The organism is Hungatella sp. SB206 (assembly GCF_051132295.1).
GTDB lineage: Bacteria > Bacillota > Clostridia > Lachnospirales > Lachnospiraceae > Hungatella > Hungatella effluvii.
Genome location: NZ_CP096603.1, coordinates 2,743,295 through 2,764,310 on the forward strand (window position 1 = coordinate 2,743,295; position 21,016 = coordinate 2,764,310).

11 protein-coding genes are annotated in these 21,016 nt (G+C 46.9%); 9 read left to right on the top strand and 2 right to left on the bottom strand.

The window, feature by feature from the left end:
* Nucleotides 1–147 precede the first annotated feature (147 nt).
* The gene (locus M1L66_RS11950; protein ID WP_434693135.1) at nt 148–1,353 is read left to right on the top strand and encodes a diguanylate cyclase domain-containing protein; all 1,206 of its coding nucleotides are present in this window, start codon (nt 148–150) and stop codon (nt 1,351–1,353) included.
* Between the two features lie 131 nt (nt 1,354–1,484).
* On the opposite strand, the gene treR is transcribed toward M1L66_RS11950, so the two are convergent.
* The gene (gene treR, locus M1L66_RS11955; protein ID WP_434693138.1) at nt 1,485–2,210 is read right to left on the bottom strand and encodes a trehalose operon repressor; all 726 of its coding nucleotides are present in this window, start codon (nt 2,208–2,210) and stop codon (nt 1,485–1,487) included.
* A 110-nt stretch (nt 2,211–2,320) separates the two neighbouring features.
* On the opposite strand from treR, the gene M1L66_RS11960 reads away from it, so the two are divergent.
* Together M1L66_RS11960 and M1L66_RS11965 are read left to right on the top strand one after the other, a co-directional pair.
* Entirely contained in the window at nt 2,321–3,211 is an 891-nt protein-coding gene (locus M1L66_RS11960) for a Cof-type HAD-IIB family hydrolase (protein ID WP_434693140.1), read from the top strand.
* Nucleotides 3,212–3,263: 52 nt separating this feature from the next.
* Nucleotides 3,264–4,043: a Cof-type HAD-IIB family hydrolase gene (locus M1L66_RS11965; protein WP_434693143.1), complete on the top strand. Its 780-nt coding sequence runs from the start codon at nt 3,264–3,266 to the stop codon at nt 4,041–4,043.
* Between the two features lie 161 nt (nt 4,044–4,204).
* Here the strand turns inward: M1L66_RS11965 and M1L66_RS11970 are convergent, their stop codons facing one another.
* On the bottom strand, nt 4,205–5,689 hold the full coding sequence (locus tag M1L66_RS11970; protein WP_434693145.1) for a GntR family transcriptional regulator: 1,485 nt from the start codon (nt 5,687–5,689) through the stop codon (nt 4,205–4,207).
* Nucleotides 5,690–6,000: 311 nt separating this feature from the next.
* Between M1L66_RS11970 and M1L66_RS11975 the strand changes: the two genes are divergently transcribed.
* The 6 genes from M1L66_RS11975 (at nt 6,001) to M1L66_RS12000 (ending at nt 20,990) form a co-directional block, all read left to right on the top strand.
* Nucleotides 6,001–6,891: a tyrosine-type recombinase/integrase gene (locus M1L66_RS11975; RefSeq protein ID WP_434693147.1), complete on the top strand. Its 891-nt coding sequence runs from the start codon at nt 6,001–6,003 to the stop codon at nt 6,889–6,891.
* A gap of 253 nt (nt 6,892–7,144) precedes the next feature.
* Nucleotides 7,145–7,936 (top strand): transglutaminase domain-containing protein, encoded by a 792-nt coding sequence (locus M1L66_RS11980; protein WP_187021083.1) that lies wholly within the window; start codon nt 7,145–7,147, stop codon nt 7,934–7,936.
* A gap of 137 nt (nt 7,937–8,073) precedes the next feature.
* A complete protein-coding gene (locus tag M1L66_RS11985) occupies nt 8,074–8,583 on the top strand; it encodes a 3D domain-containing protein (protein WP_243270218.1) in 510 nt (169 codons plus the stop codon).
* A 48-nt stretch (nt 8,584–8,631) separates the two neighbouring features.
* On the top strand, nt 8,632–10,272 hold the full coding sequence (locus M1L66_RS11990; protein WP_187021081.1) for a cell surface protein: 1,641 nt from the start codon (nt 8,632–8,634) through the stop codon (nt 10,270–10,272).
* Between the two features lie 16 nt (nt 10,273–10,288).
* On the top strand, nt 10,289–16,591 hold the full coding sequence (locus M1L66_RS11995; protein ID WP_434693150.1) for an InlB B-repeat-containing protein: 6,303 nt from the start codon (nt 10,289–10,291) through the stop codon (nt 16,589–16,591).
* A gap of 10 nt (nt 16,592–16,601) precedes the next feature.
* Nucleotides 16,602–20,990 carry an N-acetylmuramoyl-L-alanine amidase family protein gene (locus tag M1L66_RS12000; RefSeq protein WP_434693152.1) on the top strand — a complete coding sequence of 1,463 codons (4,389 nt, stop codon included), beginning with the start codon at nt 16,602–16,604 and terminating at the stop codon, nt 20,988–20,990.
* The last annotated feature ends 26 nt before the right edge of the window (nt 20,991–21,016 follow it).

Sequence of the window (21,016 nt, forward strand, 5' to 3'; positions counted from 1 at the left end):
CTTCGGGTGAATTTATTTGAGGAGAGATACCGCGTGTTGAATGACAAAAAGATAAAGCAAACAATCATCGCCATATTTTTAATACTTCTTCTGCTATCGGTTCTTATCATTTTTATGCTGTCAAAAGCTGAGAAAAAGAGAAATATTGTGCAGGCAGAATATATAATGGCCAGTGAAATCAGCAAGGTTCAATATGCGATTGATTCCCGTTTGTTAAATACAGAAATACTTGAAATGATTATAGTTAATAACCATGGTACGGTTACAGATTTTGAAATGATAGCTGAGCGTTTATATGAAAATGATCCCGCAATCCGTTGTTTACAGCTGGCGCCGGATGGAAACGTGACCTATGTTTATCCATTGGAAGGCAACGAAAGTGCATTCGGCAGCCTTTTTGATCATCCGGACAGAAGATCGGAAGCCATGTATGCCAGAGATACCGGAAAGATGACTTTGGCAGGACCGTATGAACTTTCCCAGGGGGGCCTTGGTCTGGTGGCCAGAAATCCTATTTATTTGGAGAACAGGCATCAGGAGGGTACCTTTTGGGGGTTCAGTGTGGTTGTACTGAACGTACCGGAAATATTTAATAAAGCAGAACTGGAAAGTTTATCAGATCAGGGATATTCCTATCGAATATACAGAGTAAGGCCTGAAAATGAGGAAGTCCAAATCATTTCCAGTAACACAGAAAGCGATATGCAGGATGCTGTAGAGGGTGAGATTACTGTTCCAAACGGAACCTGGTATTTAAGTCTTCGTCCTAAAATCGGATGGGTTTCATGGAAAAACATTGTTTTGGAAAGTATGGTAGCCCTGATCCTCAATACGCTGCTTCTATTGCTGACCTATGGAGGGCTTACGATCGTGCAGCAGAAAAAGAAGATGACGGAACTGGCCAATACAGATCCGCTCACAGGTTTATATAATGTCCGGTATTTTATGACAACAATCAAGCAGTTATACGAATGCAGACAGTCATTTGGAGTTCTTTATCTGGATCTGAATAAATTTAAGGAAGTCAATGACCAGTATGGACATGATACGGGAGATAAGCTTCTCGTGGAGGTAGCGGCACGAATCGGAGACTGCCTTAAAAAAGAAGATATTCTGTTCCGCATAGGCGGAGATGAATTTTGTATCGTAGTTATGGATACAAATTCCGGCGATTTTTATGACGCTCTGATCAGGCGGATTGTGGAGCGGATTTCCAGGCCCTACGCAGTAGCAGATATTGTACTGTATCCTGGTATCAGCTGCGGCTATTCAAGATTTCCGGAAGATCAGTCCGATATAGAAAAATTGATTCAGGAAGCGGACAGAAATATGTATACAATGAAAAATATGTGAGCAAAATCCCGGGATTAGATATCCCGGGTAATGTTTTTTATCCATTCCATGGTCTGATGAAAGGAAGGGCTGCCGGCCGTAAGCTTTTTCTGCATGATAAAATTCTCCGTGTATTCTAACTGAAATCAGATTTATTTTCTTACTGCATTGTCATAAAAACGGAAATAATCCGGCCGGTGCCGGGACTGGGTATATTCAAACATCACGCCGTCACTGTTATAGGTCTGACTGCTGACTACCGCCAGACAGTTATAATTATCACAATTCATCTTTAAGTATTTTTCATCAATCTGCGTCATCTTTTCTACAGTCATAATCCGCTTGCTGTTTACGATCGTCATATGCAGCGTCTGCTCCAGATATTGATAAATGGAATTTTCCGCGATTTCTTTTGTGAGGCCGGGGATAGCCTCTTTTAAAAAATAATTATGATTTAGGATCACCGGCATACCATCTAAATAGTGCAGGCGCTGGATATAGTAGATATCTGCTCCAACGGGAAATCCCGTATATTGAGCCTGCTTCTCACTGATCGCGAACTCAGTAAACAAAAGGGCCTTCGTAATGGGCTGGTGACCGTTTCGCACAGCAGATTCCCGGAAGCTTTCTATCTCTCCGATGGTAAATGCGGTTTGCGCTATAGGCCGGTAGATATTACGGACGCCTTTTCCCTGTATGGTTTGTACGTAACCATCATTTACCAGACAACTGACTGCCCGGCGCAGAGTATTGCGGGAGCAGTGATAGGTTTGGATCAGTGTGTTTTCTGAGGGTAAAAGTTCTTGATAAGTGAAAATATCGTTTTCAATTTTCTGTTTTAAGTCTTTATAAATCGTTTCGTATATTGCTTTTGGCATTGCGATTCACCTCGATTCTATTTTCCAACCGTCTAAACTGTTACAATATATTATAGAAAGTGAGCGTATAAATGTCAATAACTTGTTTAAACAACTTTTGCGAAAAATGATTGACATGTTTTAGCAAGTATGTTATAACAAAATCAAGAAACATGTTTAAACAAGTTGAGATATTAGAAAGTCAGGTGGGTGGGAATATGAAAAATAATATTAAACTGGTTGCTGTTGATATAGACGGTACGTTTGTCCGGTCGGATTATACTTATGATATTACGCGGTTTCAAACCATTTTATCCCGTATGAAAGATGCCGGCTGTAATTTTGTCGTAGCGAGTGGAAATCAATATTATCAGCTAAGAGATCTGTTTCCGGGATATTATGATGAATTATCCTTTGTAGCGGAAAATGGAGCTTTTGTAAAAGACCGGAAGGAACTTGTTTTTACTGCGAATATGCCAAAAGAAACAGTAGATTTTGTTATTGATATATGCAGAGAATATCCCGAAATATTAAATGTTTTATGCGGAGTGGACAGCGCATACTGCCAGCATGGAACGGTAAGCCAGGAGTTTTTTGAACTTACAAATATCTATTATCATCGCTTGAAGTGGACAGACGATTTAAAAACGGTAAAGGACCAAATACTGAAATTTGCGCCTACCGTCCTGGAAGAAAAAACATATTTTTACTACGACCTGTTATGCAAAAGACTGAAAGGGAAAGTGGAACCTACAACCAGCGGCCATGGATCGATCGATTTAATCATGCCCGGCTGTCATAAGGCATCCGGCCTTAAACGGCTTGTGGAGCGCTGGGGTATCACTCCGGAGCAGTGTGCTGCCTTTGGGGATGGAGGGAACGATATTGAAATGCTGAACTATTGCGGTCACAGCTATGCGATGGAGAACGCTTCTGAAAATGTAAAAAATGCGGCAAAATATGTGTGCCCTTCAAATGAAGAAGATGGTGTACTTGTTACGCTGGAAAAAATATTTACTTAGAAGGCATTTGTGCTGTAATATATTCAATAATATGGAGGCGCAGCGGAAATATATGGATATTACAAAGATTATTTTCTTTGATATAGATGGAACACTGATTGACATGAAGAAGAAGCGTATATCAGAAAAGACGCTTGATACATTGATACGGCTAAAAGAAAAGAATATTATTCTTGGTGTTGCGACAGGGAGAAGTCCTTTGGGGCTGCCACAGTTCAAAGGTATGGAATTTGATGTGTTTCTCACATTTAATGGTTCCTATTGTTTTAACAGACAGCAATCCATATTCAGCAATCCAATTCCAACCGATGATGTAAAAAAAATTATTTCAAATGCGGCTTCAATTAACAGACCGGTATCAATTGCAACAAAAGAAAAACTGGTTTCGAACGGGAAAGACGAAGACTTAGTGGAATACCACTCCTTTGCAAATCTTGAAGTGATAATTGATGATAATTTTGACGATGTGCTAAATAATAATGATATATATCAAGTGTTGGCGGGCTGTCATAAAAAAGATTATCCAGAATTAATGAAAAATATTAGCCACGCTAAAATTACTGCCTGGTGGGATAGAGCTGTTGATATTATTCCGACAAGCAGCAGTAAAGGGATTGGGATAGATAAAATCCTTAAATATTATCATTTGGATAAATCAGAAGCACTTGCGTTTGGAGATGGAAATAATGATATTGAGATGCTTCAGGCCGCAGGCACGGGGATCGCAATGGGTAATGCATCAAAGGATTTAAAAGCAGTGGCGGATGGCGTTTGCGCTAATGTGGAAAACGATGGAATTTATTACTATTGTATGGAGCATGGTCTGATATAGAGATAATCTGTAAGGCAGAAGTTGGCAATGTGTGGCTGACATACCCCGGTTCAAGGAATTTGAACCGGGGATTTGCTATCTCGTTAGAGATATGGTGAAGTCATAAAACTGATTATATCAAGTCATTACTTCACAGAGTACGGATCAGCTTTAAGCTGCCTTTAAAATTCATTTAAATCAGGAATCAGGAGTTTTTCAGCCTCATGAATACCGAGCTCTGGCAGGACGTCCACGATTTTCCGCAGCTCATGGAGTAGCAGAAATTCCAGGTCGGAGGAAAAACTGTGGAACTCCTTCTGCTCCAGTGAGGTGATCATATGTTCAATAAACGGAGTGAAAAATATATCAGCCTCCTCTTTCGTTCTGATTATTCTTTCAAGGGGATATCCCCAAAAGAGGAGACGGAGCAGTTCTGAATAAATGGTGCGAAGAGTCTGACAAGGGGCATGGACGGATATCTGGAACAGGGAAACATAGATCACTCTTTCACAGTGTTCCCGGCGTTTTAACTCATGAAGGTATTGCAGCCACTGGCAAAGTGCGGTGTCATCCATAGCGGCGAGTGTGAAATCAGATACAGCTTTTCCGGATAAGGCAAAGATCTGAAGGCTTTCAGCAAGGTCCAAAAGCCGTCGACGAAGGTCCGGATGTGTAAAATCACAGTTTTCTGCACCCTGGGAAAACGGCAGCACACGAGCTCCAAGAGGCCTGGAGGATTTGACTGCTCCGATGCTGTTTAACAGGCAGATTGCCCGACGGACCGTACTCACGGAAACACTCTTTTCTGCAGAGAGGCGTTCAGCTGACGGCAGATAGCTTCCAACCGGATAAGTCCCCCGGCCGATCTCTGTTAAAAGTTCCATTGCAAGGGAGTAGCGCAGCTGTGCCGATCTTTCATAGGCATCCCAGCGAAAGGCGTTTTCTAAGCCTTGCGGCTGTTTATCAGGGAAAGTGACACTGTACGTGGAAATTCGTTCTTTATAAAAACTATGTAATGTTCTTGAGAATTCAGCCTGAATCACGCGCAGGGTCTCGGGAAGTTCACTCCAGTTACCTTCAAGGCACAGGGCCGCCGCCGTCTGTATCTGTCTGAAGGTTTTTTCTTTTAGCTGCCTGTTATCAATCACATTACAGAAAGAACCGTAAAAGTACAGATAAAGATATCTGGTAAGCCGCATGAAAAGTTCATTTCCCAGAACATCATATTTGCGGTCCAGAAGTTTCCAAATTCCATACAGGCTCTGCAAATGCCCGCTGTCAGCTGAGTAAACCTGGTCTTTCCAAGTCAGTGCTCCATATTTCAACGCATAGCATTGGGCCTGTCCCAACAGTGGCCATATGCTGCTGCTCAAATCAAATAAGGACTCTCTGCGTTCTGCATAGAAAGTCTGTATATGCTGTTCGATTTCTTCCGGTGCAAATTTTACGGTTACTTTTGCCCCGGCTTTTTTGGATAGAGAGATGTATCCTTCCTGCCGCAGCCGGTGATATGCGGGATTCACCGTATCCAGAGATGTATGAAATTGCCTGCATGCTTCCTCCAGTGCAGGCAGCTTTTCTCCATACCTGTAGTAACCAAATTGAATCTGTGTGAGGTAAAATTTGTATATTGCCTGATGCAGTTCCATACCCTTGTCTGCAATCATTTCGTTCCCTCCTGTCATGTATTATTATAATATAACATTTTCTGTTCCTGTTTTCTACAAAATCCGATGATTTGTTGCTATTTGTATCAAGCTTTGCTATACTCATATTAAAAGTGATGCTGAGCGAATAACATAAATGTGGCTAAAAACATAAAAACTCTAAATATATACATAAATGAGTTGATTATTATGAAATATATGCAACAGAAAAGGAACAAGGCATTTAAGTATCCGGGTACAGCGGATATTTGAATGCCTTGTTTGTATTTGGATAAACTAAAAGAAATTATGTCCGCTTATAGGAGGTTATCATGAGAAGATTAGAAGAAAAGAAGTGGAGAATCGTCACAGAAGAGAGCATCCGCAAATACTGTGAATGGCTGTCCAATTGCGAAAAAAGTGAAGGAACTATAGAAAAATACCGGTATTATCTGCTGCAGTTCCGTAATTATACGAGGGAAAGAAATGTTGACCAGGGAATTGTTCTTATGTGGAAGCATTATTTGAGAAGCCGTTTTGCACCTGTCACGGTGAATGGAGCTTTATCAGCGATTAACGGTTACTTTAAATTTTACCGTTGGGAGGACTGCGGCGTCAGATTTATAAAAATCGGTGTAAGTCCATTCTGTCAGGAGAGCCGGGAACTGTCGAAGGAAGAGTATCAGAGACTGGTAGAAGCCGCGATAAACAGAGGAAATGAAAGGCTTTCACTTTTAATTCAGACGATCTGTTCCAGCGGAATCCGTATATCCGAACTTGTATATGTGACGGTTGAAGCCGTACAGAAAGGAAAAGCAGAAGTTGACTGTAAAGGAAGAGTGCGCACAGTACTTTTGACAAAGCAGCTCTGTGTCATGCTGCTTGAGTATGCAAAACGCCGGGGGATCACGGAGGGGACGATCTTTATTACAAGAAACGGAAATGCGCTGGACCGCAGCAATATCTGGAGGGAAATGAAAGCTCTTGGAGCAGAGGCAGGAGTGGAAAAAGACAAGATATTTCCCCATAACTTAAGACACCTTTTTGCCAAAACATACTATGCGGCTGAAAAAGATATATCAAAGCTGGCAGATATTTTGGGACACAGCGACGTGAATACGACACGGATTTATACGAGAGAAAGCGGGAACCGTCACCGGATGCAGCTGGAGAATCTGGGACTGTTGGTAACCGCATACAACAGAATATCTATTTTGTTGTAAAAATATAATATCAAAATTAAATTTAAATCGATTATACTACATATTTTTTTTAAAATCTATATATTTCTTCTTTTTTTTCTATTTTTCGACACAAAAAGCAGATCAAATTTTAAAAATAAAATTCGACCTGCTTTAAAAACGCGCATATTAAGAGAGCATATCCGGTAATTTTCACCAGTATCCCAATCTAACGTTTTCCCCCCGTTTTTTTACAACAAAATAGATATTCGGTTGTAAAAGGAGGAAACCATACATGACAGGAATCCGTGAACCATGTTTGCTGCTGTTGTTTTCGTTCTGTCTGACTGCTGCCTGGAGTCCGCCGGCTTGTGGAATGAGCACAATGGAAGATACCCAGGCATCGGAGCGTGTCTTGGGGCAAATAGGCCAATCCGCCGAGGATATGACCGGCAGAATACCTGAGTATGAGGTCTGTGGAGAGAAGCTGCTGGACCAAATGAAAGAGGAAGCTGATTTTTCCGTCTGGAAAGACACCGGGATTATATTCAATACGGTGGAGGAGGCCGTATCCTTTGGCCGCTATTTTTACCGTTATATTTATCTGGGAAAACAGAAGATAAATATAGCGGCAGGTGAGAGTGGGAATGAGAGTACTGTCTATGTACAGTGTGATGATCCCGGCCGGGCCGCCGCACAGCACAGGCAGGTGGAAGCAAGACTGAGGGAAATCGCGGAAGCAGGGGCTGGAATGGGCGAAAGAGAAAAAGCGTCTTTTTTTTATGAATGGGTCTACAGCAATGTGGAATATGACTCGGAGCTTAAGAAGAAAACCGTCTATGAAGCTGTTATTGAAGGGCGTTCCGTATGCTGGGGCTATGTCTCTGCTTACCTGACACTGTGCAGAATGTCGGGGCTTATCTGTGAACCGGTCTATGGAGGGAACCACGCATGGAACCGGGTTCAAATTGATGGGAGGTGGAACTATTGCGATATTACGTGGGACAGGGGCCTGGGCGAACGCCGTTGGAAGCTGGTGCCAGAAGAAGAAATGGAGGCAGATCCCATGCACAGGGGGCTATTGTGAGAACCGGCAAAAGCAGCCGAACTGGCTCCGGGGGTGCATTGCGGAAGTATCATCGGATGACCGAATTCCGCAGAGCAGAAAGACGGCGGCAGCTCCAAAGAAAAGTCATTAAAATTTTGACAGTAGCCGGTTTTACGATGCTTGCAGCAGCAAAGGCTTATTCTTTCGTTTCGGAAGGCGCTTCCAGACAGGATTATATTCAGGTACCGCCGCTTACAGAGGTTCTGGAGAGTGCTGAAGCTCCCGGCAGCATAGATGAAACGGCGGAGAGCGCCGCGCTTGTGGAACTGCCTGAAACGGAGGTGGCGAAGGCACCTCTCCCGGAGAGCCGTGCTGATATGGAAGAAATGGTCAATTTAGGTGAATTTGAGATGACCGGCTATTGCGGATGCGATATCTGCTGCGGAACAAAAGCTGTTAAACTGACAAAGATGGAAACCGTACCAAAGCCTGAATATACGGTTGCGGCGGATCCTGAAGTGATTCCCCTGGGAAGCAGTATAGTGATCAATGGTGTGACTTACCATGTGGAAGATGTGGGGCAGGCGATTAAGGGAAAAAGTATTGATATTTTTTTTGCAACTCATGAAGAGGCAATTGAGTTTGGACGTCAGAAAATGACTGTATATTTAAAACAGTCCCTATAAAGGGGTTTTGATAGATAATTTATTGAATTGGATTGGAAGGATAACAGGATGAAAAAAAGGAAATTTACAGTTACGGCTGCCGTGTTTGTATTGTCGGCAATACTCCTGTCAGAGACTCAGATGAAAACTGTGTATGCGGTGGAGGGCTGGACCAATGACAGCGGGGAATGGATGTATCTGGATAAGAGTGACCAGCCGGTGACCGAGGTATGGAAACAGTCAAAGGATTCATGGTTTTATCTGGATTCAGAAGGAAGAATGGTGAGAGACAGCTTCATTGAACTGGGAAATGGACTGTACTATGCAGATTTGGATGGAAGAAGGGTTCAAAACAACTGGGTCTGGTCGGAAGGAAGGGAACCGGAGGGATATGCAGATGGCTGGTATTATTTTGGAGATAATGGAAAAGCGTATCGGAGAACCAGTGGTTTTAAGCGTGTAATTGGCGGAAAGACATACGTATTCGACGAGAAAGGAAAGATGCTTACCGGCTGGATTAATGAGTCAGGAGAATCTCTGACGGAAGATGACAATCCACTGGTTGACGGCCTATACTATGCGGGAGAAGATGGAGCACTGTATAGTAATGTCTGGATGGATTACGGTTCTGTGACGCTGGGAGCTGCCGACGGGCTGGAGAGCAGCATTACCGGACGGAATTACAGCGAGTATAAAGAGGTGTGGCTGTATTTTGACAGTAATTTCAAAAAGCTGAAAAGCAATGGTGACAGAATTAAGCAGAAGACCATCGATGGCAATACTTACGGGTTTGATGAATACGGAATCATGCTTCCATGGTGGAGTCAGGTGGCCAGTGTAAGCAACGCAGACAGAAGTAATCCCACGAGCTCGGAGTCCGCTAAATACTTTGCCAGCTATGACGGCGGACGGCTCTTAAAGAATGCGTGGTTCTGGATGTGTCCTTCGGAAAATCTGGATGAACAGGATTACAGCGATGGAGAGTACAGCTGGTGGCATACGGACCAGAAGGGAGAGGTGTACCGGAACCAGATCAGGAAGGTCTATGACAGGTATTATGCATTTGACGGATTAGGAAGAATGCGCACCGGATTTGTGCTGTTTGACGGGAGGGACGCTTTTGTAGCCTCTTATGATACGAATGACTGGACTGCGGAGAGTTTTATCAATGGTGATCTTTACGGTCTGGAGAAGGCAGATTTATACCTGTTTTCTCCGGATGAACTCAATGACGGTTCCATGCAGACCGGCGCAGAAGTAAAGGTGGAACTGGATGATGGGATTTATACCTTTGGTTTTGGAAGCAACGGCATTGCGTACGGCAGCCGGAATAAACTTCGTAAAACGAAGAACTCCTTTTATATTAATGGTCTGAGACTGGAAGCAGATCCGGAATACGGTTACGGTGTGGTTCAGGAGGACGGAGAGACTTACCGTGTCGTTGGAACTAATGGCAAAATTATGTCGGGAGATAAAAAGGTCATAAAGGACAAAGAAGGCGGGTGGCTGATTCTTTTAAACGGCAGATTCGCAGCCAGAGTAGAAGATGATGATAAGCCGAGGTGGTACAATGGAGACGAAGGACCGGGTTTCTATCATTATGATCAAAGCAGCAAAGAGGACAAGTACTCTGGCGGCCTGATCGTAAATTATGATTCGGATGCGGTTCTGGATAATCTGCCTGATGAGGAACGGCTGAATTTTGAATAGAAAGAGGTTTAGGACAATGGATAAAATTCAAAAAGGTAATTCTGCGGTGAAGGGATTGAAGCTGCGGAGAATTATAAAAAAAGGAACTGCATCCCTGCTTGCCGTTGCCCTTGCTTTTCTGCCGCCGGTACCTGGGCTGACCATAACTGCCTTGGCGGCGGGAACGGAACTTCAACCGGCACAGGGGATGAAAAGCAATGGCGGCGGACTGACAACTGCTTATAAATGGAATCAGAAAAGTACGGGCCGCTTTGATATTGAAGGTATAGAAGACGCCTCGCTGATTGGAGCAGAAAACCCTTATACGGGAGACAGGCTGGCCTCCGTTATAACGACGTACAGTCATGGGGGCTATGAAACGGTTATACAGAAACTGGGCGAATCGGCAGGAAGGAAAGAGGTAAGAATCCCGACCAATGGCGGAGTGCAGACCTTCGACGATCTGGGAGTCGAAATGCAGATGAAGGTATATCCCAGCCTGGATCAGAAATGGATCATGGTCGATTATATCGTCTATAACAAGACAAATAAAGATAACCCGGTTCAGATTGCCAGCGCTACCGATGTACAGGTAGGTGGAAGAAGCGGCGCCGGCGCCGGTGATCCGGCTGATGCCTCCACTCTGACTGCAAACAGCCGCGGGTTTCATATGGTTAATGAACAGACGCAGCAGACATTTGACTGTATTTATAATGACGACAGTCTGGGACTGACAGAACCGACTACAAAGTGGGTAGGAAAATACAACACCAGGAGCAATAATTATTATACGGATGGGCCTCACAGTGTTTCGAGGGTGGATTCCGAACTGGCCTATTCCTGGACAATTCCCTTAAGACCGTACGAGACAGCAGTCAGAAGGGTAGCATTTGGAGCCAGAGGTCCGTCTTACTACGTATCGGCAGCCTATGGAAACGATAACAGCATTGGCGCTTACGATACGCCCCTTAAGACGCTGGAAGCGGCCATTAATAAGATTGGCAGCAATGTCGGTTATGTCTATATACAGGATTATGGTGAACTGACCTCTGCCGTCACGGTTCCTTCCGGTGCCAATATTACTTTTATGAGTTCCGATTACAGCCGTACGGGTACTCCCATTGATGATATTATAACGGTTCGCAGAAATGCGGGACTGGTATCGGGGCCCATGTTTCGTACAAATGGGGGGACCATGCGTTTCAGCAATCTGGTGCTGGATGGAAACCGGGAAGGAGCCGCAGGCAATACTGCCCCTATCCTTTCTGCGGACAGCGGAACGATCGGTATCATGAGCGGAGCCGCTCTCCAGAATAACCAGGTAAAAGCAAATGGGACAGGAAGCGCGATCCAGATATCAGGAAGCGCGAATCTGGAAATGAACTACGGAACAGTTACCGGTAATATATCAGGCGACAGAGGTGCGGTTAATTTCGACAGTACGGGAAAGTTTACGGTACAAAACCTGGTTACAATTGAAGGAAATACGCTGAGCAGCGGTGAGAAGGCAAACGTATATCTGCCTGCCGGAAAGTATATGACGGTTGCAGGGGATCTGGACGCTTCGGCGATTGGCATTACGACCGCGCAGCTGCCGGACGCCTCGGCGAATGGAACATCGACACAGGACTCCCAGGAGATAAAAGTGGCAGTACCTTTGGCAGGCAGTGCGGTTGATATATCGCCAAGTCCATTCGTGGATAATTTTTCTGCTGACAGGGCGGGAAGTGAAGGAACCGGACTGTATGTTACCTCCGGCACGGCCGGTCTGACAGGAGCCGGCGCAAATCATGACAGAAATACGGTGCTGAAGAAAAATGGCTATCAGATTACATTTTTTATCAAAGATGCAAATACAGGAGGCGGAATCTCCGGTGCACCTGCAATCCCGGCGGTAACGTATGGGTCGGGAGAAAGTGTGAATCTGTCTGTGCCGCCTGAAGTGACCGGCTATGAGCTGGCAGGCATTTCCATTGAACAGGGATTGTCGGCTCTGCTGCAGGCACAGCTTACGCCGGGCAGTGATTATGGCAAAGTGACAGGAACCATGCCTAACCAGGATGTGACGATAGACTATGAATACCGAAAGGTAGATTCCAGCATCAATTTTGAAGCAAACGGGGGAACTCCGCAGCCTCCTTCCCTGACGGGAATGGCCGGCAACAGCATCAACGCGCTGATGCCAAGCGTCAGCCGCTATGGATACGTTTTCCGCGGCTGGAGCACTGTCAATGACTGGGAGCATCCAGACTTTATTACCGGACTTCCGGCAGTGTACCCGGAAACGCCGGTTACATACTATGCAGTCTTTGAACCGGACCCAGGCGTAAAGTTTAACTATACGGTGGAATACTCCAACCAGAACGGTGATATCGTATTTCAGACTGGTACGGAGGAAAATGCGTACAGCGTAGAAGCGGCGATCCAGGCCCGGAAAAAAGACATACATGGATACATCTGGAGTCTGGCGGATTCGGGAACCACGCCGACTGAGTTTAATTACAGCGGAACCAGCCAGCCGATTGGCCAGTTTAATGGTTCAAACGGTACTTTTACGGGAACTATGCCGGGCCAGGATGCTACAGTGCGGTATCGCTATACGGTGGATTACGGCAATGCGGCCGCTCAGTCCCTGCTTACCGTACGCCATGAGACGGCGGGAGGCACTACGGTTTCGGCTGACCAGACATCAGGACACTATCCGGAAGAAACGGTTACAGCCCGGCCTGTGACAAAGTATGGATATGAATGTGTGGATGCGCGCATTGATGCCGGATCTGCGGCAGATGATACAGACGGTCATCTGGTCAGCGGACTTCAGGGAGATTTTGACGACAGCCGGGTCTTCCGTGGAGTGATGCCGAATCAGCCGGTGACAATAACATATCTTTATGAGCCAACAGAGGAGGGATATCCTCTGACTATGGAATATCAGGACAACGGAACTTCGGATGACAGACTCAAAAATATCCGGGAGCCTCTGGTGCATCTGCATCAGGCGGAGGAAGCGGTGGGACTGGCCTGTGCCCAGGGTCCGGTCACATACCAGCAGCCATACGGCTATCAGATGGCAGCGAAATCGATCAGTCCGGCAACAACCCTGATCAGCTGGAATGGAAATGACTTTACAGGAACCATGCCAAATGACAGCGAGACAGTGGTTTACCGCCACAGCCGTATACCGGCGTTGTGGGCAGATATAACGTATCTTGCAGGAACCCATGGAAGCCTGAATGCGGGAGAGGGTATGTCCTCAGACGTTCGGGCGCAGGGAGATGGCAGCTTTAAGGCCAGTGCCCTGATCAATAATGGTTCGGAGCAGGGAGAAGAATTCGGCTATACGCTGGGGGTAATGAAGGAAAAACATCTGATGCCGGGAACCAGTGCGGATAACTACTATCGTTTGGGAGGCTGGTTTGTGGATGGGAATCACAATGGAATTCTGGATAACGGGGAGACTCTTCTGGATGAAGAAACCCGTTTCACAGGAGAGACTGTTCTGACTGCATACTTTGAAGAAGATCCGTCGAAATGGGTGGATATCCATTTTGAGGCAGGCGCTCATGGAAGTATTCTTGCAGGAGAAACACGGAGTCTCCACACGACCTATGATAGAAAGTGGAGTGATATCACGGGAAGCCTGCCACAGTATGTACCGGAGGTGAATTATCTGGCTGACCGGTGGTATGCAGGGGAGACGCCTGTGACCAGTGAAACAGGCCTTGTAAACGGCCAGGTATATACAATCAGGTTCCGTCCGGATCCGGATATATTCGGGACGGATGTGGCGCAGCCAGAGACAGCGGCCGGGTTAAATACCCGGGGAAAAGGACGGATCACTGTATTTAATACGACCCCGGGATATCAGTATATTCTGACAGATTCATCAGGAAAAATTCTGGAAACGATTCGCGGAAATGAATTGACGGGCCGTGTGGTGTTTGACAACCTGTATCCGGGTGCTGAATATAAGGTATACGAAACAGACGGCGCGGCGCAGATTCAGCCGGAAGGCCAGATTGGAGATGTGGCGGATGCGCTCAGCCCGCCGGCGGAAGTACTGACTCCGGTACTGGAGACGAACTACCAGATTATTTATGATGAGGATGAAGAAGGAAAGACTGTTCTGATCATAAAGCCGGCAGATCAGGATTCGGAATACGCGGTGCTGGACCGTAACGGCCATGTGGTGGAGACGCCGGGGGCAGGAGACGGAGATTTTAAGAAACCCGCTGGAAGTCCTGCATCCTTAACGTTTGCCGGCCTGGACTATAACCGTGAATACACGGTAGTAGCCCGCCCAATGGGAAAGACAGACATCACGGCAGAGGGTCTGAAGGACAGGGGAAGTGTAATAACGACAGATCCGGGCGGAGAACTGGAGCTTCCAAACTACATTGTAGAGGCACAAAACGGCGAAATCATCCAGGTAGGAGCAGAGTCTGTCGGCGTAGTAAGATATGAAGAAGCCCACGAAGGAGACAGGGTAAAGATCACAGCAGAAGAGGTGAACGATGCCGGAGAACAATTCTCCCACTGGGAGACAACGATTGGCATGGCCGGAGATCTGGGAGATAAGACCACGCGAAGAGAAGTCAGCTTTACCATGCCGGATACTAATGTGGTGCTGACGGCGGTCTATAAGCAGCCCAAAGCCTCTCCAAGCAACGCCGCAGTAGTTGATGAGGTAAGGGGAGGAAACAGGAAGGAAACAGCCCTGGATCCAAATGAAATTCCTAGACTGGAGGAAGAATTGACAACAGAGGTGGATGAAGAACTGATGGAGATAAACCGGGCCGATGTTACCTATAAAGTGGTATACAGGAAGAATGCAGTGAAAGCGTCGGAATCGAATGCGGTGAAAGCGTCCGGAAACTATGAAATGGATCATGAAGCAGCCTATAAGGGAGCCTGGGGACTGGATGTACTGATTGAACGGTATGTAAACGGAAGAAAGGTGGCTGGAGAGATTGAACCGGAAGCTTCTTTCCGCACTTATATCCAGATGGGAAAAGGCGACGTTGACATGCTGGACTACCAGCTATATGAGATTACGGAGAATCCGGGAACCGGAGAGATGGAAGCGGTGCTGGTGCCGATGGAACAGAATCCGGAGGAAACAGGAGGGCTATATGCATTTACAGCGCATGCGGGAAGCCGTTATGTGATGGTGTATAACCGGGCATACCGGATGTACTTTATCAACAACGTGGCGCTGCCGCTTGAGAACCGGTACCGGTATTCATTCAAGGTACGCCGGGATGAGGCGCCGGAGGATGAATCCTATAACCGTGAGTACAGCCAGATTGCGGAGCAGCTGGAATACTTTGTGAATCCGGACGGGGCGGAGTTCCGTTATGAGGGCTGGAGTTACAGCCAGGACCGCTATAAGGAATTTGACCCATCAGCAAGTATCAGACGGAAAACATACGTATATGCATATTACAAAGATAATGTAAAAGAGGTGGACGATACCAGAAAGAAACTGGAGGACGCCATTACAGAAGCAATTCGTGTCAGAGATGATTACTTCCTGAAACAGGGCGAGAGCAAGGGGCTGAAGGAAGCCGTAGAGGAAGCCCTGGAGGTACTGGACCGTGAGAATCCGAAGGCGACAGCCGGTCAATTGGAAGAAGCGCTTGATAAACTGAAAGAGAAGACGGCGCCGTATGAAGAGATCCTTGACGACCGTTATAACCATTACGATGATATCCAGGATAATGGAAATAAAGGCGGGAATAAAGGCGGAGGCGGAAGCGGAAGCGGATCGAAGCAGAATCCGATTAATACAAAGCGGCAGGAAAGCTTTACATTAGGAACCAATGGAAACTGGGTGGAGGTGAGCGCCCCGGAAGGCGGCGAGCGCCAGATGGCCTTTATGCTGAACGGCGGTATGAGACTAAGCGGAATGTGGGCATGGATCAAGTATCCGGCGGATGGAAGCGGTAATATCTCAGACCGGACCGGCTGGTATCATTTTAACGATAAAGGAATCATGGAGACCGGCTGGATTCGTGATGAAAGCGGAAACTGGTATTACTGCAATACGGAAAAAGAAGGTAATTTCGGAAAGCTGCAGACTGGATGGCGCCATGACGGTGCCGACGGAAACTGGTACTACCTGATACCGACAAACGGAGTGATGGCCACAGGATGGAGAAAGATCGGAGAGAAATGGTATTACTTCGAGACTGCGGGCGCGGGTGTATATGCCTATGACCCGGTGAAGGAAAGATGGAACTACGGCGGAGGAAACGGAAAGCCGCTGGGCTCTATGTATAAAAATGAAATGACACCGGACGGCTGCTTAGTCGGTGACGATGGTGCATGGATACAGTAGGAGGAACTTGATGAGAAGAAAGTTTAACATAAAGTCTAAGCTGGCAGGGGCGCTTGCGGCAGTCATGGTATTTTCCATGGCTGCCCCGGGTATCCCGGTGTATGCGGTAAGTTACGGAGAACAGTCTGTCATCGAATTTGATCCGCAGGCGGGACCCAATTTATCTCACTCCAATTACAGCGGTATGCCGAGACGGGATAATGGAGTATCCTTTGCCACGGGCCAGGCAGGTTACCCTTTGACTGCTTCCGGTGATTTTGATGGAATTCCAACAGACGATTTCGGCTCAGGTCAGCGCCCGGAACTTCCGGAATTTAATGTGGAGTGGGCTGGATATACGTTTGACGGCTGGTATAATGAGGCGGGGAATAAGATCCTGTCTCTGCCGTATGCATTTCCCTATACAGAGGTAAGTTCGTACAATGCCGTGTGGAAAGGAAACGCGACAACACCGTTTAAATTTACGGTGATGCACTACAGAGATTTAAATACGGCCAGGGATAATAACAATGACGGCAGCGATTCCAGCGCATGGCCATCAGATGCAGCATCTGATCTCTGGAAATTTTATGAATCTGAAGGCTGGATGAGAGAGGTAATGGCGAATACGCCAATCTCCGCAACTTACCGGAGAGATATTCCGGGTTATCGTTTAAAATCAGTTCTGATAAAAAATAATAAAGTACGAAAGTATGATGAAACAAGCGGTAACGGAACTCTTGACGGTGGAGCCGGTATCAACTCCACAACGAATGCAGTCCGCGGCAGCATGCCGAATGATGACCTGACCGTGGCTTACCGCTATGAACCGGATCCAACCAAAAAATTTGCGGTGAATGTCGAGTATGTAGATGCCTTTGGTGTTGCGATTAAGACTCCGGATACCTATACATTTCCGGCAGAGGCGGAGATCGATATAGCACCGGCCGCGATTAACGCATACACCGTGCAGGGCGGGCAGTTAAAGCCGGGGTTTGAAGGGACGACGGATTTGGAAGGACAGGGCATCTACTCTGCAGCTGATGCAGGGGGGCACTTCAATGAAGCGAAACATTTTACCGGAAAAATGGCGAATCAGCCGGTCACCATTACCTATACGTACAACATTGATCCGGATTTTCGTACCATGCTTCAGGTAAAACGAGTGGATAATCACGGCAATCCTCTGGAAGATGACGAGATACGGGAAATTACCCCGGCGGATCCTGTTATGATAGATGTGCCGGAAAAGACCGGTTACGATTACCCGCCAAACATTCACTGGGATGAGCACTTTACAGGGAATCAGGGAAGCTTTGATACCAATACTGGGAAACTGACGCTGAGCAGCGATATGCAGGGAGGCACAGTGACCATTACATACAATGAAAATCTATCCGATACGACGTACTGGTCCAAAATTGAATACTATAACGGAACTAACGGCACTATATCCGGAGAGATATCACCGAAATTTAAAAAACATGGAACCTATACGCTTGACGAATTGACAGCAGGCATTACACTTTCACCGTCTCCGCATTATCTGTTTGACGGCTGGTATATGGCCAATGCAAATGGAAGCGATAAGACGGGAGAGCGGCTGGAGGGAAGTCTGTCGCTTTCAGGCAATACAAAGCTGTTTGCAAACTTTACAGAAGATCCGAATGAATGGTATGATCTGACCTTTGGGGCAGGGACGCACGGGATTGTTTCGGGCCAGACCTCTATCCATACTGTGAAGGGAACGCTCTGGTCGAATCTGACGCTGCCAACAACGGTTCCTGATCAGAATTATACATTTGCGGGCTGGTTTGATGAAGGCGGAAACCGGGTGCAGGACAGCCAGTCAATTCTGGCCAATCAGCACTATACGGCAAGATTTGTTCCGGCCAACATGACAGATGACGGAATTCTGGCCATGCCGGACGCGAGAGGCTCCGTTGCCGGAGACGGAAGCGGCAGGATTACGGCAGCCGGTGCAAATGTGGGCCGCCGATACGCTTTGACAGATGAAGAATACCGCGTGCTGGAAGTAAAGAATGGGGTGCAGCTGCAGGACAGTGATTTCAATGGACTGTATCCATGCACATCATACTATCTTTATGAACTTGCTTTGGGCGCAAATCCTGCTGTCGGAACCATTCTTCCAGATCATACAGATCCATCCGATTTCGGACCACCAACCCAGGTGAACGTGCCGACGCTCGGCAGCAATTACCAGACGGGAGAGGACACTGTGGAGGGCCGGATGCGGCTAACTGTGAATCCCGCGGCTCCCGATACCCTGTATGCGATTCTGGATATTGGCGGAACGGTCATTCACGTGCCCGGAGCCGATGCTGAAGGCTGGGTTGCTGCCGGAAGCCGGCAAAGCGGAGTTGTGTTTGGTAATCTGGAACCCAATCAGTTATATATTGTTGTAGCAAAGCATGTCGGAGAGACCGTGCAGCCGGAAGAACGCAGGATTATGGGGACCCAGGTATCGCTGATCCATGATGGAGAAGAGGAAGAAACTTATACAGTAACTCTGACTAACGGCGGCTATATCGATGAAATTATCAGAGATGGCAATGTAGTTGAGACGGAAGAACATGCGGTGTCCGCGATAGTAAAGAAGGGGGATACGGTAAAAATCAATGCAGAGACCACGGATCATAACGGACAGGCATTTAAGCAGTGGAACACACTGATTGGCAGCCCGCAGATTTTCGCGGTCAGACGAAATCAGCCGTTGACTATGCCGGGACAGAATGTCATCCTGCAGGCTGTCTACCAGACGCCTCCGACGGCAACTCCGGGAAATGCCACGATAGATTATTCCCCTAAGGATGGGAAAAATGCCCTTGATTTATCCGGAAACGCTCTGGATATTCTGATTCAGACGCTGACTGGTAATCATGAGGACCAGACGGCGATGGCAGACGGAATTGATGTAGAATATACTGTTAAATTTAACAGGCGTGCACCGAAGGCTTCGGAATCCAATGCCGTGAAGGCAGAACTGGGAGACGAAGAGTATGTAAAGATACCATGGGCACTAAGCTCTTCACTGGCAAGAAAAGTGGGGGGAACCAATAAGGCGCTTCCGGGGACGGGGAATTTAAAACCGGATATCAGAGTATACAGCGAGATAGACAGTAGCATGCTGGGATATCTGGATTACAGGCTCTGGAAGGTGGAAAACTCTGAAGGGATGCCGGTATGCACCGAAATCCCGATGGACCCCGACCCGAATGACAGCACCGAATCTTTTACCGGAACTGTAGCTTTTGATGCAAGCGTGGGTGCAACCTATCTGCTCACCTATTTAAAGGCCCATGAGATAAAGATCATGGATGGCAGGAGAGCTGCGGTCCACAGACTTAAAGTGAAGTCAGGAACTTCACTGGAAGAATCGGAAGCTTTCGAAAGCCTGAATATCTTTGAAGATTACACAGATCCGGTCACAGGGCTGATTTATGAATACAAGGGACTGGGAAAGACAGAGACAGCAGCATCTGCATACGATATTACTGCTCCGGTAACGAGGTCCGAGGCACTGTATGTGCTTTATCAGGCCTCTGATGATACGGAATGGCAGGCGGCAAGGCAGAAGCTGATGGAACAGATTGCCGCCGCACAGGCGCTGAAAAACAATACCTCGGTAAGTGAGGAAAACAGACAGATATTAAGTGACGCGGTGGATGCGGCGCTGGAGACAGCAAACCGGGTATACCGTCCAACTTTGGAGGAACTTCTGCAGGCATATCAGACATTAAAAGCAGTTGTGGACTCCATCAGTTCAGGAGGAGATCCCAATGAACCGGAGGAGCCCGATAATCCGGACAAGCCGGGGAAACCCGATAATCCGGAAACACCGGATCATTCCGGCGGAGGAAGCGGGGGCGGATCAGGGTCAGGACGCAGCGGACGAAGTGTGGGTCCCGGCCATACCTTTAACAGCTACAGAACATATTATGAAGGGACAGACGGATACTGGGAACAGACTGGTACAGATGCAGGCCGCTGGGGATTTATCCTAAGCAGCGGACAGAGGCTTAAAAACAGATGGGCGAATGTAAAGTATGGAAACTCATCTCAGCTTTATACCTACCATTTTGATGCAGAAGGTTTTATGGATATCGGCTGGTATCAGGATACAGACGGACAGTGGTTTTATCTGAATGCTGAACAGGGAACAGAACATGGCCGTCTGAAAATTGGCTGGTATTTTGATACAAAAGATGCAAAGTGGTATTATCTGAATCAGTTTACCGGCGGAATGCTTACAGGCTGGCAGAATCTGGGCAATGACTGGTATTTCTTAAGCCCGGTAAGTCTGGCGGGGCAGCCGTATGGCTCATTGTATACAGGAGGAATCACACCGGATGGATATCCTGTAGATGAAGACGGAAGGTGGATCAGGGAGACACCATAAGGGGGCCGGGGCTGTATTCCTGGAAA

What these genes read in the sequence shown, in the direction of transcription:
- treR (WP_434693138.1), bottom strand. Translation starts at nt 2,210, where the DNA reads ATGCCAAAAGCAATATACGAAACGATTTATAAAGACTTAAAACAGAAA.
- M1L66_RS11965 (WP_434693143.1), top strand. Translation starts at nt 3,264, where the DNA reads ATGGATATTACAAAGATTATTTTCTTTGATATAGATGGAACACTGATT.
- M1L66_RS11970 (WP_434693145.1), bottom strand. Translation starts at nt 5,689, where the DNA reads ATGATTGCAGACAAGGGTATGGAACTGCATCAGGCAATATACAAATTT.
- M1L66_RS11975 (WP_434693147.1), top strand. Translation starts at nt 6,001, where the DNA reads ATGAGAAGATTAGAAGAAAAGAAGTGGAGAATCGTCACAGAAGAGAGC.
- M1L66_RS11980 (WP_187021083.1), top strand. Translation starts at nt 7,145, where the DNA reads ATGACAGGAATCCGTGAACCATGTTTGCTGCTGTTGTTTTCGTTCTGT.
- M1L66_RS11985 (WP_243270218.1), top strand. Translation starts at nt 8,074, where the DNA reads ATGCTTGCAGCAGCAAAGGCTTATTCTTTCGTTTCGGAAGGCGCTTCC.
- M1L66_RS11990 (WP_187021081.1), top strand. Translation starts at nt 8,632, where the DNA reads ATGAAAAAAAGGAAATTTACAGTTACGGCTGCCGTGTTTGTATTGTCG.
- M1L66_RS11995 (WP_434693150.1), top strand. Translation starts at nt 10,289, where the DNA reads ATGGATAAAATTCAAAAAGGTAATTCTGCGGTGAAGGGATTGAAGCTG.
- M1L66_RS12000 (WP_434693152.1), top strand. Translation starts at nt 16,602, where the DNA reads ATGAGAAGAAAGTTTAACATAAAGTCTAAGCTGGCAGGGGCGCTTGCG.